Annotated in this window: 15 protein-coding genes; 12 read left to right on the top strand and 3 right to left on the bottom strand. The window is 63.4% G+C overall.

Features of this window, described 5'->3' with window-relative positions:
- Positions 1 to 193 precede the first annotated feature (193 nt).
- The 12 genes from cysG to SO180_RS01060 all read left to right on the top strand — a co-directional run bounded on the left by cysG (position 194) and on the right by SO180_RS01060 (position 11,598).
- Positions 194 to 1,621: a siroheme synthase CysG gene (cysG, locus tag SO180_RS01115; RefSeq protein ID WP_449376999.1), complete on the top strand. Its 1,428-nt coding sequence runs from the start codon at positions 194 to 196 to the stop codon at positions 1,619 to 1,621.
- A complete protein-coding gene (locus tag SO180_RS01110) occupies positions 1,618 to 1,935 on the top strand; it encodes a DUF2849 domain-containing protein (protein WP_449376998.1) in 318 nt (105 codons plus the stop codon). The genes cysG and SO180_RS01110 overlap by 4 nt, the downstream gene beginning before the upstream one ends.
- An 11-nt stretch (positions 1,936 to 1,946) precedes the next feature.
- Positions 1,947 to 3,602, top strand: coding sequence for a nitrite/sulfite reductase (locus SO180_RS01105; protein ID WP_449376997.1), 1,656 nt, complete (start codon positions 1,947 to 1,949; stop codon positions 3,600 to 3,602).
- Positions 3,589 to 4,104 (top strand): DUF934 domain-containing protein, encoded by a 516-nt coding sequence (locus SO180_RS01100; RefSeq protein ID WP_284268293.1) that lies wholly within the window; start codon positions 3,589 to 3,591, stop codon positions 4,102 to 4,104. Before SO180_RS01105 ends, SO180_RS01100 begins: the two co-directional genes overlap by 14 nt.
- On the top strand, positions 4,101 to 4,832 hold the full coding sequence (locus SO180_RS01095) for a phosphoadenylyl-sulfate reductase (RefSeq protein ID WP_449376996.1): 732 nt from the start codon (positions 4,101 to 4,103) through the stop codon (positions 4,830 to 4,832). Before SO180_RS01100 ends, SO180_RS01095 begins: the two co-directional genes overlap by 4 nt.
- Positions 4,833 to 4,944: 112 nt before the next feature.
- Positions 4,945 to 5,946 (top strand): sulfate ABC transporter substrate-binding protein, encoded by a 1,002-nt coding sequence (locus SO180_RS01090; RefSeq protein ID WP_449376995.1) that lies wholly within the window; start codon positions 4,945 to 4,947, stop codon positions 5,944 to 5,946.
- 138 nt (positions 5,947 to 6,084) lie between these two features.
- A complete protein-coding gene (cysT, locus tag SO180_RS01085) occupies positions 6,085 to 6,921 on the top strand; it encodes a sulfate ABC transporter permease subunit CysT (protein WP_449376994.1) in 837 nt (278 codons plus the stop codon).
- Positions 6,922 to 6,932: 11 nt separating this feature from the next.
- Complete coding sequence (gene cysW / locus SO180_RS01080; protein WP_449376993.1) at positions 6,933 to 7,844, top strand: sulfate ABC transporter permease subunit CysW; 912 nt, start codon at positions 6,933 to 6,935, stop codon at positions 7,842 to 7,844.
- The gene (locus SO180_RS01075; protein ID WP_449376992.1) at positions 7,834 to 8,871 is read left to right on the top strand and encodes a sulfate/molybdate ABC transporter ATP-binding protein; all 1,038 of its coding nucleotides are present in this window, start codon (positions 7,834 to 7,836) and stop codon (positions 8,869 to 8,871) included. Before cysW ends, SO180_RS01075 begins: the two co-directional genes overlap by 11 nt.
- A 172-nt stretch (positions 8,872 to 9,043) precedes the next feature.
- Complete coding sequence (locus tag SO180_RS01070) at positions 9,044 to 9,547, top strand: CAP domain-containing protein (RefSeq protein WP_449376991.1); 504 nt, start codon at positions 9,044 to 9,046, stop codon at positions 9,545 to 9,547.
- Between the two features lie 79 nt (positions 9,548 to 9,626).
- Positions 9,627 to 10,817 (top strand): DUF3734 domain-containing protein, encoded by a 1,191-nt coding sequence (locus tag SO180_RS01065; protein WP_449376990.1) that lies wholly within the window; start codon positions 9,627 to 9,629, stop codon positions 10,815 to 10,817.
- Positions 10,810 to 11,598, top strand: coding sequence for a 3-hydroxybutyrate dehydrogenase (locus SO180_RS01060; protein ID WP_449376989.1), 789 nt, complete (start codon positions 10,810 to 10,812; stop codon positions 11,596 to 11,598). The genes SO180_RS01065 and SO180_RS01060 overlap by 8 nt, the downstream gene beginning before the upstream one ends.
- A gap of 238 nt (positions 11,599 to 11,836) precedes the next feature.
- Here the strand turns inward: SO180_RS01060 and SO180_RS01055 are convergent, their stop codons facing one another.
- From SO180_RS01055 to SO180_RS01045, 3 genes are all read right to left on the bottom strand, one after another.
- On the bottom strand, positions 11,837 to 12,661 hold the full coding sequence (locus SO180_RS01055) for a sulfite exporter TauE/SafE family protein (protein WP_449376988.1): 825 nt from the start codon (positions 12,659 to 12,661) through the stop codon (positions 11,837 to 11,839).
- 235 nt (positions 12,662 to 12,896) lie between these two features.
- Positions 12,897 to 14,273, bottom strand: coding sequence for a flippase (locus SO180_RS01050; protein WP_449376987.1), 1,377 nt, complete (start codon positions 14,271 to 14,273; stop codon positions 12,897 to 12,899).
- Positions 14,274 to 14,483: 210 nt separating this feature from the next.
- Positions 14,484 to 15,323 carry a protein-disulfide reductase DsbD domain-containing protein gene (locus SO180_RS01045; RefSeq protein WP_449376986.1) on the bottom strand — a complete coding sequence of 280 codons (840 nt, stop codon included), beginning with the start codon at positions 15,321 to 15,323 and terminating at the stop codon, positions 14,484 to 14,486.
- Between the last annotated feature and the right edge of the window lie 105 nt (positions 15,324 to 15,428).

The following is a 15,428-nucleotide window of genomic DNA, read 5'->3' as shown; positions in this document are numbered from 1 at the left end:
GGCCGGGCTGCTCACTCCGACAGCTGCGGAATCGTCCTTGAGAAGATGCATCTCTGCCACTTTGCGTTTGGAGGCGAAAATTCTATAGTTGCAGCGCAGAAGAGAAGAAAAAATTTTCTCTTTGCGCGCTCGAAACGAGACATATATAGAAAATAATTCCAGTCAACCCCGTAATTGGGGAAGCAGGTACCGTATGCGCTTCTTGCCGGTATTCCTCGACATCAAGACCGGTCCGGTGGTCCTCATCGGCGCGGGTGAGCTGCTGCGCGCCAAATTGCGCGTGCTCGCGGCCGCCGGCGCGCGCATCCGTGTTCATGCGACTGATGGTAATCGCGACCTCAGCGGTGTCGGTGCCGATGATGCGCAACGCGTGACCTTTCTCGACGGCGATCCACTCACCGCGGATCTGACCGGCGTCATCGCCATAGTATGCGCAGGCGCAGGTGACATCGGCGTGGCGATGTCGGCGCGCGCGAAGTCGCTCGGATTGCCCGTCAACGTCATGGACGATCTCGAGCATTCGAGCTTCATCTTCCCCGCGATCGTCGACCGCGGCGACGTCGTGGTCGCCGTCGGCACCGGCGGCGCCTCGCCGGTCGTGGCGCGGCGCGTGCGCGAGAAGATCGAGGCGCTCCTGCCCGCTCGAATTGGCGATCTCGCCGATTTCATTGGCGGTTTCCGCAAATCCATTCACGCCGCGATTGCCGAGTTTCCGCTGCGCCGCCGTTTCTGGGAGCGCGTGATCGACGGCCCGATTGGCGCTCTGGTGCTCGCGGGCCGAAGGGCCGAGGCGGAAGCCGCGCTCAAGGCCGTTGCCGATCCCTCCGCGTTCGCGTTGGCCGACAAGCCGGCAGGGTACGTCGCGCTGGTCGGCGCCGGCCCCGGCGATCCCGATCTCCTCACCATCAAGGCACTGCGCGCGCTCCAGGATGCCGACGTCGTTTTCTATGATGAGCTGGTGTCACCTGAAATTCTCGATCGTATCCGCCGCGATACCGCGCGCATTCCGGTCGGTCGCCGCGTCGGCAAGCCCGGTATCGGCCAGGACGCGATTAACAGGCTGATGATCGAAGCGGCGCAGTCCGGCCAGCGTGTGGTGCGACTGAAGGGCGGCGATCCCTTCGTGTTCGGCCGCGGCGGCGAGGAAGTCGAAGCGCTGCGCGCGGCCGGCGTCGCCTATTCGATCGTGCCGGGCATCACCGCCGGGCTTGGTGGCGCCGCCGATTTCGAGGTGCCGCTCACCTACCGTCACGAGGCGCTGCGCATCACCTTCCTCACCGCGCACAAGGCGCGGGATGCCGAGACCGTCGACTGGTCGACGCTGACCGACACCAAGATGACTGTCGTCGTCTATATGGGCATGACCGCCGCGCCCGTGGTGCGCGAGGGTCTTCTCGCCGCTGGCCGCTCGCCGGAGACGCCCGTCGGCGTGTTCGCCCGCGTCACGCGCCCAGATGCGCAAGGCGCGATCGGGACGCTTGCAGAGCTACCCGAACTCGTCAGACGTCTCGACGGCGGTCCCGCCGTTCTCATCATCGGCGATGTGGTCCGGCATGCCGGCGCCTTTCGCCATCAATCCCCCAGGCAAATCATCTCTGAGCTATTGGAAGCTGCCCAATGACCTCTCCGCTTGAACAAAAGAAAATCAAGATCGCCGGCCCCTCGGTCGTGACCGCCAACCGCACCTGGGATGGCATCGTGGTCTATCGCACCGCCGCCAAAGGCTGGTCCGCGGACCTGTCAGAGGCCGCGATCGTGCGCAACTCGGATGAGGCCAAGGCGTTGCTTGCGGAGTCGGTGGCCGATGACGTCGGCGCAGTCGGCGCCTATATCGCGCCTGTGCAGGTCGACGAGGACGGCAAGATCCTCCCCGGGAACCTGCGCGAGCAAATCCGCCGCACCGGTGTGACCATCGGATCGCAGGCTCAGGTTTAAGGCACTTCTCGATGTACGCTTATGATGAAATCGACCGCACGCTGGTCAACGAGCGGGTCTCGGAATTCCGCGACCAGGTGAAGCGCCGCCTATCGGGCGAGCTCACCGAGGACGAATTCAAGATCCTTCGCCTGCAGAACGGCGTCTATCTGCAACTGCACGCCTACATGTTCCGCGTCGCGATCCCCTACGGGACGCTGTCGTCGGAACAGCTGCGCCGGCTTGCGCATATCGCGCGTCGCTATGACCGCGGTTATGGCCACTTCACCACGCGGCAGAACATCCAGTTCAACTGGATCAAGCTCGCCGAATTGCCGGATGCGCTGGCTGATCTCGCCGAGGTCGGCATCCATGCGATGCAGACCTCCGGCAACAACATGCGCAACGTGACCTCGGACCAGTGGGCCGGCGTCGCCCCGGGCGAGATCGAGGATCCGCGCATCTGGTCGGAGCTGCTCCGCCAGCACACCACGCTGCATCCCGAGTTCTCGTTCCTGCCGCGAAAATTCAAGATCGCGATCACCGCGTCCGATCAAGATCGCGCCGCGATCAAGATCCACGATATCGGTCTGCGCCTCGTCAAGAACGAGAAGGGCGAGACCGGCTTCGAGGTGCTGGTCGGCGGCGGGCTTGGCCGCACGCCCTTCATCGCCAAGACCATCAAGCATTTCGTCCATGGCCGCGACATCCTGAGCTATGTCGAGGCGATCCTGCGCGTCTACAACCAGTATGGCCGCCGCGACAACATCTACAAGGCGCGTATCAAGATCCTCGTCCACGAGCTCGGCATCGAGAAGTTTTCGCGCGAGGTCGAGGACGAGTGGCAGCATATCCGCAACTCCTCGCTCCAGATCGACGATAGCGTCATCGAGGACATCCGCTCGCGCTTCTCCTATCCGGCCTACGAGAAGCTGCCGCATATGCCCGACGAGCTGCGCCAGGCCGCGGCCGATCCGGAGTTCGAGGCGTGGCGGAAGAACTCGGTGGCCCCGCACAAGGCGCAGGGCTACTCGATCGTCACGATCTCGCTGAAGCCGACCGGCGGACCTCCGGGCGATGCCACGGCCGAGCAGATGGACGCGCTCGCCGATCTCGCCGATAAATATTCCTTCGGAGAGATCCGCGTCGGTCACGAGCAGAACCTGGCGCTGCCGCATGTCGCCAAGCGTGATCTGCCGGCCTTGTGGAAGGCCCTCGACAAGCTCGGGCTCGCTACGCCCAACGTCAACCTGATCACCGACATCATCGCCTGCCCGGGCCTCGATTATTGCTCGCTGGCGAACGCGCGCTCGATCCCGATCGCGCAGGAGCTGACGCGGCGCTTTGCCAATCACGGGCTCGCCAACCTGATCGGCCGTCTGCACATCAACATCTCTGGCTGCATCAACGCCTGCGGCCATCACCATGTCGGTCACATCGGCATTCTCGGCGTCGAGAAGAACGGCGAGGAGGTCTACCAGATCACCATCGGTGGCCGCGCCGACGAGAATGCGGCACTCGGCAACCTGATCGGCCCCGGCGTGAAATTCGACGAGGTCGCCGACGTGGTCGAGGACATCGTCGAGGCCTATCTCGCGTTGCGCGAGCGGCCGGAAGAACTGTTTATCGATACCGTCAAACGCCTCGGTGTCGAACCATTCAAGGAGCGGGTTTATGCCACTCGTTAAGGGCGGAAAAATCGTCGAGGATAGTTTCGTCAAGCTCGACGTCGATGCGCCGCTGCCCGCCGCCGGCGATATCCTGGTGCCTGGCGACCGCTTCCTGAAGGATGCGGACGCCTTGCTTGCGCGTCCCGGCAAGGTCGGCGTGATCTGGCCGAACAATCGTGACATCGACGCGCTGGTGCCGTATCTCGGCAAGCTTGCTGCGGTCGCGCTGGTGTTCCCGACCTTCCGCGACGGTCGCGCCTACAGCCAGTCGCGGCTGCTGCGCGAACGCCACGACTATCGCGGCGAGCTGCGCGCAACAGGCCAAGTGCTGCGTGACCAGTTCGTGTTCATGCTGCGCGCCGGCTTCGACAGCTTCGAGGTCAAGAAGCAGGCCGATGCGGAAGCCTTTACGCAGACCGTGAAGCGCTATTCGGTGTTCTACCAGCCGACCGGCGATGGCCGCATCACCGCACTGCATCGGCGCATGCAACTGCGCCATTCGGAAGGTGTCGGCACGTGAACGCGATCGCGCCCGGGGATTCATTGTCGGCCGCGCCGGCACTGCCGTCGGCCGACGAGCTCAATCGCGCGTTGCGCGATGCCGCGCCCGGAGAGGTCGTTGCTGCGGCATTGAAGGTCGTCGGGCGCGAACGATTGGCGGTCGTGTCATCGTTCGGAACGGAATCGGCTGCGCTGCTCAAGGTGGTGGCCGACGTCGATCCGGCGATCCCGGTGGTCTTTCTCGACACCGGCTGGCTGTTCGAGGAGACGCTCGCCTATCGCGACACGCTGATCGCGACGCTCGGACTGAAGGATGTCCGCTCGATCGCGCCTCTGGCGGAGACGTTGACGCGCGAGGATCCCGATCGCGATCTCTGGTTCTCCAATCCCGACGCCTGCTGCCGTATCCGCAAAGTCGAGCCGTTGGCGCGGGCGCTGAAACCGTTCACCGCATGGATCAACGGCCGCAAGCGTTTTCAGGGTGGCGTGCGCGCCGAGATTCCGGTGGTCGAAGATGATGGCGCGCGATTGAAGTTCAATCCGTTCGCCAACGTTTCGCGCGAAGACATCAAGGCGATCTTCGCGCGTGCCAAATTGCCGCAGCATCCACTTCAGGCCTCAGGTTTCCTGTCGGTTGGGTGTATGCCTTGCACCAGCCGCGCGGCTGAAGGCGAGGACGAGCGGGCGGGCCGTTGGCGCGGCCGCGGCAAAACAGAATGCGGCATCCACACGATGAAGATTCCGTAGCACAGCCGCGCTACGTCGCCGCAAACAAGAAAATCCGGTTCCGTTGACTTAGAAGCATTTCGACCCGAGTTATGCCCGCATGCCATCGATGACGCCGATGTCGTCGAGGTAAATGGAGATGGACATGATCCGCCGTATTGTTCCGCTCGCGGCAGGCCTCCTCTGGGCAAGCTCGGCTTTCGCTGCTGACATCAACCTCTTGAACGTGTCGTACGATCCGACGCGTGAGCTCTATGTCGAATTCAACAAGGCGTTTGCGAACGCCTATCAGAAGGAGACTGGCAAGAGCGTCGAGATCAAGCAGTCGCATAATGGCTCGGGCGCGTCGGCGCGCAGCGTCATCGACGGCTTGCAGGCGGACGTGGTGACGCTCGCGCTCGCTTATGACATCGACGCGATCGCGGCCAAGGGCCTTACGGCCGCCGACTGGCAAAAGCGACTACCGGAGAATTCGTCCCCCTACACGTCGACGATTGTGTTCCTGGTGCGCAAGGGCAACCCCAAGGGCATCAAGGACTGGGACGACCTGATCAAGCCGGGCGTCGCCGTCATCACGCCGAACCCGAAGACGTCGGGCGGTGCGCGCTGGAACTATCTGGCAGCCTGGGGCTACGCGCTGAAGAAGTACGGCTCCGTCGACAAGACCAAGGAGTTCATCGGCAAGCTGTACCAGCAGGTGCCTGTCCTCGATACCGGTGCCCGCGGCTCGACCGTGACCTTCGTTGAACGCGGCGTCGGTGACGTGTTGATCGCCTGGGAGAACGAGGCATACCTGGCCCTGAAGGAATTCGGCCCGGAAAAATTCGAGATCGTGGCGCCGCCGCAGTCGATCCTCGCCGAGCCGCCAGTCGCGGTCGTTGACAAGGTGGTCGACAAGAAGGGCACCCGCAACGTAGCCGATGCCTATCTGCAATATTGGTATACCAAGGAAGGTCAGGAAATCGCGGCGCGCAACTTCTACCGTCCGCGTGATCCGGCGATCGCGAAGAAATACGAGAACTCTTTCGCAAAGGTCAGCTTGTTCACTATCGACGACGTGTTTGGCGGGTGGACCAAGGCGCAGAAGGAACATTTTGCCGATGGCGGCGTCTTCGATCAGATCTACAAGAACTGATCGGGCGCTGTCTTGGAGCATGATCCGGAAAAGTGTGAAGCGGTTTTCCGAAGAGATCATGCTCAAACAACAACCTGAAGCGCGATGATGAATCATCTCAATCTCATCGCGCTTTAGGAGGCTTTAGCAGGGGGCCTGGTGAGCGCAATCGCAGCAAGACGACGGACATTGCCGGGCTTCGGTCTCACGATGGGACTAACGCTGTCCTGGTTGTCGATCATCATCCTGATTCCGCTCGCGGGTCTTTTCTTGCGCACGCTCGAGCTGAGCCCCGAGCAGTTCTGGGCCATCCTGACCAGCCGCCGCACGCTGAACGCGCTGCGGGTGTCCTTCGGGCTCGCCTTTGCTGCGGCCTGCGTCAATCTCGTCATGGGCAGCATCATCGTCTGGGCGCTGGTGCGCTATCGCTTCCCTGGCCGGCGGCTGTTCGATGCCATCGTCGACGTGCCCTTTGCGCTGCCGACGGCGGTTGCCGGTGTCGCGCTGACCTCGCTGTTCGCGGAAAAAGGTTGGCTGGGCGCGCCGCTCGCAGCTCTCGGCATCAAGGTCGCGTTCACGCCGCTCGGCATCTTCATCGCCATGATCTTCATCGGCATCCCCTTCGTGGTGCGCACCGTGCAACCGGTGCTGCAGGATCTCGATCCCGAGATCGAGGAGGCGGCAGGAAGTCTGGGGGCCAGCCGTTGGCAGACCATCATTCGCGTGATCCTGCCCTCGCTCGCGCCGGCGCTGCTGACCGGACTGGCGCTCGCCTTCGCCCGCGCCGTCGGCGAGTACGGCTCGGTGATCTTCATTGCCGGCAACATGCCGAACGTGTCCGAGATCGCGCCGCTCCTGATCGTGATCCGGCTCTCTGAATTCCGCTATGCCGACGCGACCGCGATCGCGGTCATCATGCTCGTCGTTTCTTTCGTCATCATCTTCGCGGTCAACCGGTTGCAGCGCTGGGCGCAGAACCGGATCCCGGTACATTGAGGGCGGATACGATGACGATGCAGATCGCCGATTCAGTCTCGCTCTCCTCGCCCGACGCAAAAGCGCGCCTGCGTGCGGTCGCCACGCGCGAAAATCTTCGTACCGAACCGAAGGCGGTGCGGATCGCGATCACCTCCGCTGCGATCCTCTTCCTCACCGTCTTCGTCGTGCTGCCGCTGGTCGTCGTGTTTGCGCAGGCCCTCTCCAAGGGCATCATGGCCTATCTCGCCGCGCTGTCGGAGCCGGAGGCGCTGGCCGCGATCCGGCTGACGCTGCTGGTGGCTGCGATCTCGGTCGGCCTCAATCTCGTGTTCGGTCTGATCGCGGCCTGGGCGATCGCCAAATTCGAGTTCAAGGGCAAGACCTTCCTGATCACGCTGATCGACCTGCCGTTCTCCGTCAGCCCTGTGATCTCGGGTCTCGTCTTCGTGCTCTTGTTCGGCGCGCAGGGCTATTTCGGCGGCTGGCTGCGTGATCACGACATCCAGATCTTGTTCGCGGTGCCCGGCATCGCGCTCGCGACCACCTTCGTGACCTTCCCTTTCGTGGCGCGTGCGCTGATCCCCTTGATGCAGGAACAGGGCACGCAGGAGGAAGAGGCCGCGATCTCGCTTGGCGCCTCGGGTCTGCAAACGTTTTTCCGTGTGACCTTGCCCAATATCAAATGGGGCGTGCTCTATGGCGTGCTGCTCTGCAATGCGCGCGCGATGGGGGAGTTCGGCGCGGTTTCTGTCGTGTCCGGCCATGTCCGCGGCGAGACCAACACCATGCCGCTGCTGGTCGAGATCCTCTACAACGAATACCAGTTCGTTGCCGCGTTCGCGATCGCCTCGCTGCTCGCGATGCTGGCACTGATAACGCTAATTGCCAAAACCGTTCTCGAACGTCATCTGGACGAAGGACACGACTCCCGTGACCATTGAAGTCAAGAATCTCGTCAAGAAGTTCGGCAGCTTTGCGGCGCTCGACGGCGTCGACCTCAAGGTCGACAATGGCGAGTTGCTGGCGCTGCTCGGTCCCTCCGGCTCCGGCAAGACCACGCTGCTTCGGATCATCGCCGGCCTGGATTGGCCGGATTCGGGTGAAGTCTCTTTCAACGGTGAGGACGCACTCGCGCGGGGCGCGCGCGAGCGGAATGTCGGTTTCGTGTTCCAGCATTACGCGCTGTTCCGCCATATGACCGTTTTCGAGAACGTCGCCTTCGGCCTGCGCGTGCAGCCACGCGCGGCGAGGAAAGAGGAGGCGGCGATCCGCTCGCGCGTCAAGGAGTTGCTCGATCTCGTGCAGCTCGACTGGCTCGCCGACCGCTATCCAAGCCAGCTCTCTGGCGGCCAGCGCCAGCGTATTGCGCTGGCGCGTGCGCTCGCAATCGAGCCGCGCATCCTGTTGCTCGATGAGCCCTTCGGTGCGCTGGATGCGAAGGTGCGCAAGGAGCTGCGCAAATGGCTGCGCTCGCTACACCACGAGATCAACGTCACCTCGATCTTCGTCACGCACGACCAGGAGGAGGCACTCGAAGTCGCCAACCGCGTCGTGGTGATGGACAAGGGCAAGATCGAGCAGATCGGCTCTCCCGCTGACGTCTATGAACGACCGGCAACCGCCTTCGTGCACGGTTTCATCGGCGAATCCATCGAGCTGCCGGTTCAGGTTGCCGATGGCGTGGTCCGGCTTGGTGATCGGCCGCTCGGGCTCGCAGCTGATGGGCTCACGTCTGGCGCGTCACGGCTGTTCGTACGGCGACACGACATGCTCGTCGGCCCGCCCGGCAGTGGCGCCTTCGAGGGCGCCGTGCAGCATGTGCGGAACTTCGGCCCTGTGCAGCGTGCCGAAGTCGCGCTGTTGGGTGGCGAAACCATCGAGATCGACGCCCCCCGCGACAAGGAGTTGTACGCCGGCGACAGGGTCGGCCTGGAGCTCCGCCGTTACCGGATATTTGCGGGCGCCTGAGGCCGGTATTTCCGGGGTGCGATAGTGCGGCCTCGGAAGCCGTGCCACAATCTCGAGATTCCAGGTTCGACGCTTCACATCGCCCCGGAACGACGGCAGCATTTTCCGTAAAATTCACCTTTCAGCCACGGTTGGTATGCAACAACGGCCCGTCTTCTTGGGGGCCCGATTCATGCGCGCTACGGCCGCAATTCTCATCGCTTTGCTTCTCGCCGGTTGCGCGGGTAACGAAGCGCCGGTCGAACAGCCGTCGATGTATGCCGACATGGCCGTCTCAGGCGCTCGGCTCGATGCGCAGGCCGCGGCCGTGATGATCTCGCAGTACCGCCAGAACAACGGCCTCGGCACCATCGTCATCGATCCCGACCTGATGCGACTGGCCGAATCCCAGTCCCAGGCGATGGCGACCGCCAACAAGATGGACCACGACGTCCGTGCGCCGCTCGCCAAGCGGCTCGCCGCCGGCGGCTATCCGGCGACCGTCGCGGTCGAGAACATCTCGGCCGGTTATCATACGCTGGCGGAAGCATTTTCCGGCTGGCGCGACTCGCCGCCACACCGTGCCAACATGCTCAAAAGCGGTGTCACAAAATTGGGTATAGCGGCGAGCTATGCTCCGAACACCAAATACAAGGTGTTCTGGACGATGATTATGGCGGCTACCGAGCCCCGATAAGCCAGTCTTGATCCCCAAAACATTGACGCCGCCGTGAACTGGGGTCACGGTGGGCTGCCCTCAGTCCATTGATCCTCTCATGACCGATCATCAAGGCCCGGCATCGAACAGAATCCCCGCCAATGCGCAGCGTGTCCTGGTGCTCCAGGGCGGTGGTGCGCTCGGCTCCTATCAAGCGGGCGCCTATCAGTCGCTGTGCCATTTCGGCTTCGAGCCGGAATGGGTTGCCGGCATCTCGATCGGCGCGGTCAACGCCGCCATCATTGCGGGCAATGAGGGCCAGACCCGCATCAAGCGGCTGAAGGAATTCTGGGAGATGGTGTCGGCGCCGGTGCCGTGGAAGCCGATCGGCAAGAGTGATCACAGCCGCGAGCTGTTCAACTCCACGAGTGCCGCGTTGATTGCGACCTTCGGCGTGCCCGGCTTCTTCGTCCCTCGGGTCCCGCCGGCGCCACTCTGGCCACCGGGTCATCCGGAATCGGAGAGCTATTACGACACCGCGCCCCTGAAGAAGACGCTGGAACGGCTGGTCGATTTCGACCGCATCAACGATCTAAAGACGCGTCTGTCGGTCGGCGCGGTCGGCGTCACCTCCGGCAATTTTCGCTACTTCGACAATTACGAGTTCAAGAGGCTCGGCAAGAAGATCGGGCCCGAGCACATCATGGCGTCGGGCGCGCTGCCGCCGGGCTTTCCCTCCGTCGTCATCGATGGCGAGCATTACTGGGACGGCGGCATCGCCTCGAACACGCCGCTCGACTATGTGCTCGACGCGGAGCTCGAACGCGACCTCCTGATCTTCCAGGTCGACCTGTTCAGCGCGCGTGGTGAGCTGCCGAACTCGCTGCTCGAGGCGGCCGAGCGCGAGAAGGACATCCGCTTTTCCAGCCGTACGCGCATGAACACCGACAAGAACAGGCAGTTGCACAATGCCCGCAGGGCCGTGCGCGACCTGATCAGCAAATTGCCGGATTACCTGAAGAACGATCCCTCCGTCGAATTCCTCGCCAAGGCATCGCGCGAAAGTACCGTGACCGTGGTGCATCTGATCTACCGCAGCAAGAACTATGAATCCTCGTCCAAGGATTACGACTTCTCGCATGTCGCCATGGTCGAGCATTGGGAAGCCGGCGTGCGCGACGTGCACCTGTCGATGCGCCACAAGGATTGGCTCGAAAAGCCGCAATCCGGCGAGACCATGGTGACCTATGATCTCACGGGGGACGTCACCGCGCCCCCGGCCTCAAAAGGAGCGAACGAAAATGGGTAGTCTGTCAGGCAAGAACGCCGTCGTGACCGGATCGACCAGCGGCATCGGGCTCGCATATGCGCGTGCCTTCGCTGGGGCGGGCGCCAATGTCGTCATCAACGGCTTCGGCTCGCCCGAGGATATCGAGAAGGAGCGCGCCAAGATCGAGGCCGACTTCAAGGTGAAGGCGATCTATTCGCCCGCCGACATGACCAAACCCGCCGAGATCGCGCAGATGATCGCGCTCGGCGAGAAAACCTTCGGCTCGGTCGACGTTCTCGTCAACAACGCCGGCATCCAGTTCGTCTCGCCGATCGAGGAGTTCCCGGTCGAGAAGTGGGATCAGATCATCGCGATCAATCTCTCTTCGGCCTTCCATGCCATCCGCGCCGCGGTGCCCGGCATGAAGAAGAAGGGCTGGGGCCGTATCATCAACACGGCATCTGCGCATTCGCTGGTCGCTTCGCCGTTCAAGTCGGCCTACGTCTCGGCCAAGCACGGCATCGCCGGCCTCACCAAGACCGTGGCGCTCGAGGTTGCGACCCACAAGATCACCTGCAACTGCATCAGCCCAGGCTATGTCTGGACGCCGCTGGTCGAGAAGCAGATCCCGGACACGATGAAGGCACGCAATCTGACGCGCGAGCAGGTCATTCATGACGTTTTGCTCGACGCGCAGCCGACGAAAGAGTTCGTCACGTCCGAGCAGGTGGCGTCGCTGGCGCTGTTCCTGTGCAGCGATGATGCCGCGCAGATCACCGGCACCAATCTCTCGATCGACGGCGGCTGGACGGCGGAGTAAATCCACTCTCTGTCAGGCCCGCCACCGGGGTTCGCCTTCGGCGAGCCCGATGACGGGCCCCGGTGGGGCGTCCAGTACGCCACGGCCTGTCGATTCAATCATAGCCGAGTACTGGGCGGTTTCGCCCGGTCCCGTCTCCGCCAAGGCTCCAACAAGGCTCGCAAACTCGGCTCGCCGAAGCTTCAGCGGAGGCGGCAAGCTGGTCGATGACAGCGTGAGTTGTGCGGCCGATCTGCGTTCAATGAGTCCAGGCCAGCGCGGTGACGATCGCGGACGACAGGTTCAGCTCCGCAAACATGATCTTGCCGGCGACCACGAAGAGGACGCTGGCAAGGGTCAGGCGCAGCACCGTCTCCGGCACGCGCGTGGCACTGAAGCTGCCGAGCACGATGCCGGGCAGGGAGCCCATCAGGAGCACGCCCATCAGCGCCCAATCGACGTCACCAAGCGCCCAGTGTCCGGTGCCGGCCACCAGCGTGAGCGGCACGGCGTGGGCGATATCGGAGCCGACGATGGTCGCCATCGGCAGGCGCGGGTAGAGCAGGAGCAGCACGGTCACGCCGACCGCGCCGGCGCCGACCGACGAGATCGAGACCAGCACGCCGAGCACGGCACCGGTGACCACGGTCGCGATCGCGGTGGTGCGGTCGTCGACGCCTTCGAGCGTCCTGCGATAGCGCTCCATGATCGCCTTGCGAAAGATCAGCGAGGTTGCGGTGAGCAGCAGCGCGAAGCACAGCACCAGATTGACCAGGCCGCGCTCGGCGTCGCTCTTGAGATCGAGCTTCCACAGCACGAACAGCGTCAGAGCACTTGCCGGAATGCTGCCGCAGGCCAGCCGCAGCACGGCGGGCCAATGCACGCTGCGCGACCAGCCATGCACCACGCTGCCGCCCGTCTTGGTGCCGGCGGCGTAGAGCAGGTCGGTCCCGACCGCGGTCGATGGGTGGACGCCGAACAACAGGATCAGCAGCGGGGTCATCAGCGAGCCACCGCCAACGCCGGTCATCCCGACAAGCAGGCCGACGCCGAATCCCGAAGCGACGTAGAGCGGATCAATCATGTCTGGGAGGAATCTAGGTTTATCTCGTCTACAGGGCAATACGACGTAGAATAAACTTCCCCTGAACTGCAACTGCTTGGATCAAATAAGAAAAAACATGCTGCGGGTGGATGGCGAGGGGGTATTTCGTCCAATTCTCAAGCATTCCGCGAAACGCACGTTTCGAGGGAGGCAATCCAGGTGAAGCATTTTGCACAGACCTCTTGCTGGCCGGGTCGCGGACCAGCAACCGGCGTTAGTTTCCGAAGGCCAGCACATGCAGGCCGAGCCGCTGCCGGACGATCCAGAACAGCAGCACGGTCTCGAAGCTGAGCGAGATCGACGTTGCGGCCGCCGCGCCGTGGCCGCCGAAGTGCGGCACCAGTGCGATGCAGAGGATGACGTTCATCACGAAGGCCAGCGCGTAGGCGAGCGCACAGATCTTCTGGTGGCCGAGCATGTTGAGGAGGCGCTCGACCGGCCCGATCGCGGCGCGCACCACGAGCCCGACCGCGGCGATGAACATGATGTCGTAGCCGATCACGAATTGCGGTCCGAACAGCCAGAGCAGCGGCTTGCCGAGTGCCAGCAGCACGGCGGTCGCGGCGAGGGAGGGCCAGAACGTCCAGTTGATGGCGTGCGCGACATAGGCCGACAGACGGTTCTTGTCGCCGAGCGCGTTGTATTCGGCAAAGCGATGCGCCGTCGTCGCCGACATCGCGTAGTGGATGAAGGACACCAGCGCCAACGTCTTCACCACGGCGAAATAGACGCCAACCTCGTCGGAGGGGCGGAATTGCTGAAGCACCAGCACATCGGTGTAGGACAACAGCAGATAAAAGCTCTCGACCAGCAGGATCGGCAGCGAGATCGCTAGCCAGCCCCTGACGTCGTATGCCTTGGGGCCGTCCTCAACATGGTCCGCGAGCTTGTGGTTCAGCGCCACCATCTGGCCGGTCATCGCGATCCATACCGCGCCCGCGCTTGCCACCATCGCGGCGGTAGCGCCGAGATGAAAGCCGAGCAGGAAGGCGGACGCGGTGATACCGATGATCAGCGCCTGGCGAATGATGAATTGCGGCATCAGGCCGAGCTGCATCCAGTCATGCGCGCGGGCGATACCGTCCTGGGTGTTGGCGACGACGAAGGCCGGCAGCGTCATGCAGCCGATATAGAGCGGCAGCCGTGCGGCCGGATCGATCCATGGCGAGAGCAGGAAGATGATGCCTGCCAGCACAAGCGAGACCAGGATCGAGACCACGAAGGTCAGCCAGCGGCTACCGGAGAGGAAGCCGCGCAGCAGCGCGTGCGCGCCGCTGGTGCGATATTCGGGAATGATTTTCTGTGCGGAGGCCGAGATACCGAAATCCATCATGCTGCCGAGCAGCAGCACCCAGGTCCAGACGTAGACATAGACGCCGTAGTCGGACGTGCCCATCCAGCGCGCCAGCAGGATCTGCGAGAAATAGGCAAGACCTGCGCTGATCACACGGATGAGGAAGATGGTACCAGCGAGCCGTCGCGTCAGCGACGCCTCGCTCGTGGCGCCGCCCACGCCGGTCCATCTGGCACGCAAACGTGCGAAGGACCCGACGGGCTCACTCGTTGCGGGTTGTGCGTCCGTCACGGCCACGTCGAAGATCCCTGCGCCCCCGCAAGATGCGGCAGGGTTGGCGTAGCAACCATTCGTTAAGAAACGGTGCCATCAGTCATTCCGGGGCGATGCCAACGGGTCCGCGCAAAGCGCGGCCCGATGACAGGCGCCGCATCGGGCCCGGAATCTAGAGCTTGTGGCGCGAGATTCCGGGTTCGCGCTACGCGCGCCCCGGAAGGACACCTTGGCTCAATCCAGATTGATATTGAACTCGTACGACTTCTCCGGCCCCACCAGCGTGAACTTCAACGCGGCGCCGTCGGGCTTGGCGCCGGGCGGCAGGCCATCGAGCTCGAAGGCGAAGCGCTTGACGCCTGCTGGGCTGTGCTCGACGGGCGAGGGGATCGGTAGCGCCCAGTCGGGTGTCGGCCCCTCCACGAACAGGTTGACGTTGCGCCCATCGGGCGTGGCCACGTCGACCAGCACCTTCGTCGCGCCCTCGCGCTTGACGTCGCGGATGGTTAGCGGAGCGGAATCGCCGATATTGGCGGGCTTCGGCACGCTGTCGAGCGCCGCGAACAGCGTGCCGTCCTCGGTCGAGGCGACGCTGTTGAAGCCGAGCTCGGCGCTGGCCTCAACCGGGATACAGAGCTTTTCGCAGACCGCGTAGTTGATCTCCGCGCGCAGGGTCACGGGCTTGTCCGGTGCCTTGGCGACGATGCGCAGCGGCAGCACGATCTGGTCGTGATAGCCGATCGAATGGCCGCCGGCGCCGTCGTCGAATTTCAGCGGCGCTGGCCACATCACCGTCACAGCTTCGACATTTTCGGACTTGGAGAAGTCGAACCGCGGCGGAACGCCGGAGTCCCCGGGCGTGCGCCAATAGGTCTTCCAGCCGTGTTGAAGCTGGAATGCGATGCCGCCGAGCAGCACCGGGCCGCTGCGCGATCCCGCCAAGAGGCGCACGGCAGAATGGCCGTCGCGCTGCCAGGGCGAGGCGTCGTCGGCGCGGACGCTCGAGGGCTGCGCCGACACGAGCAAGGTTGCGGCGACGATGGTCGCAGCGTGCTTGGGAACTATGGTGAGCATGGTACGTCTTTACAGGGTCGATCCGGGGCAAACCATTGAATTGCTTGTGATGGATGAACCGGCAGCAGGCTTAGGAATTCGGCTTGGGAATTCGGCTTGGGAATT

The sequence above is a fragment of the Bradyrhizobium sp. UFLA05-112 genome, assembly GCF_053572325.1.
Note: the sequence above shows the minus strand (reverse complement) of the source record. Positions and strands in the feature narration are given on the sequence as shown.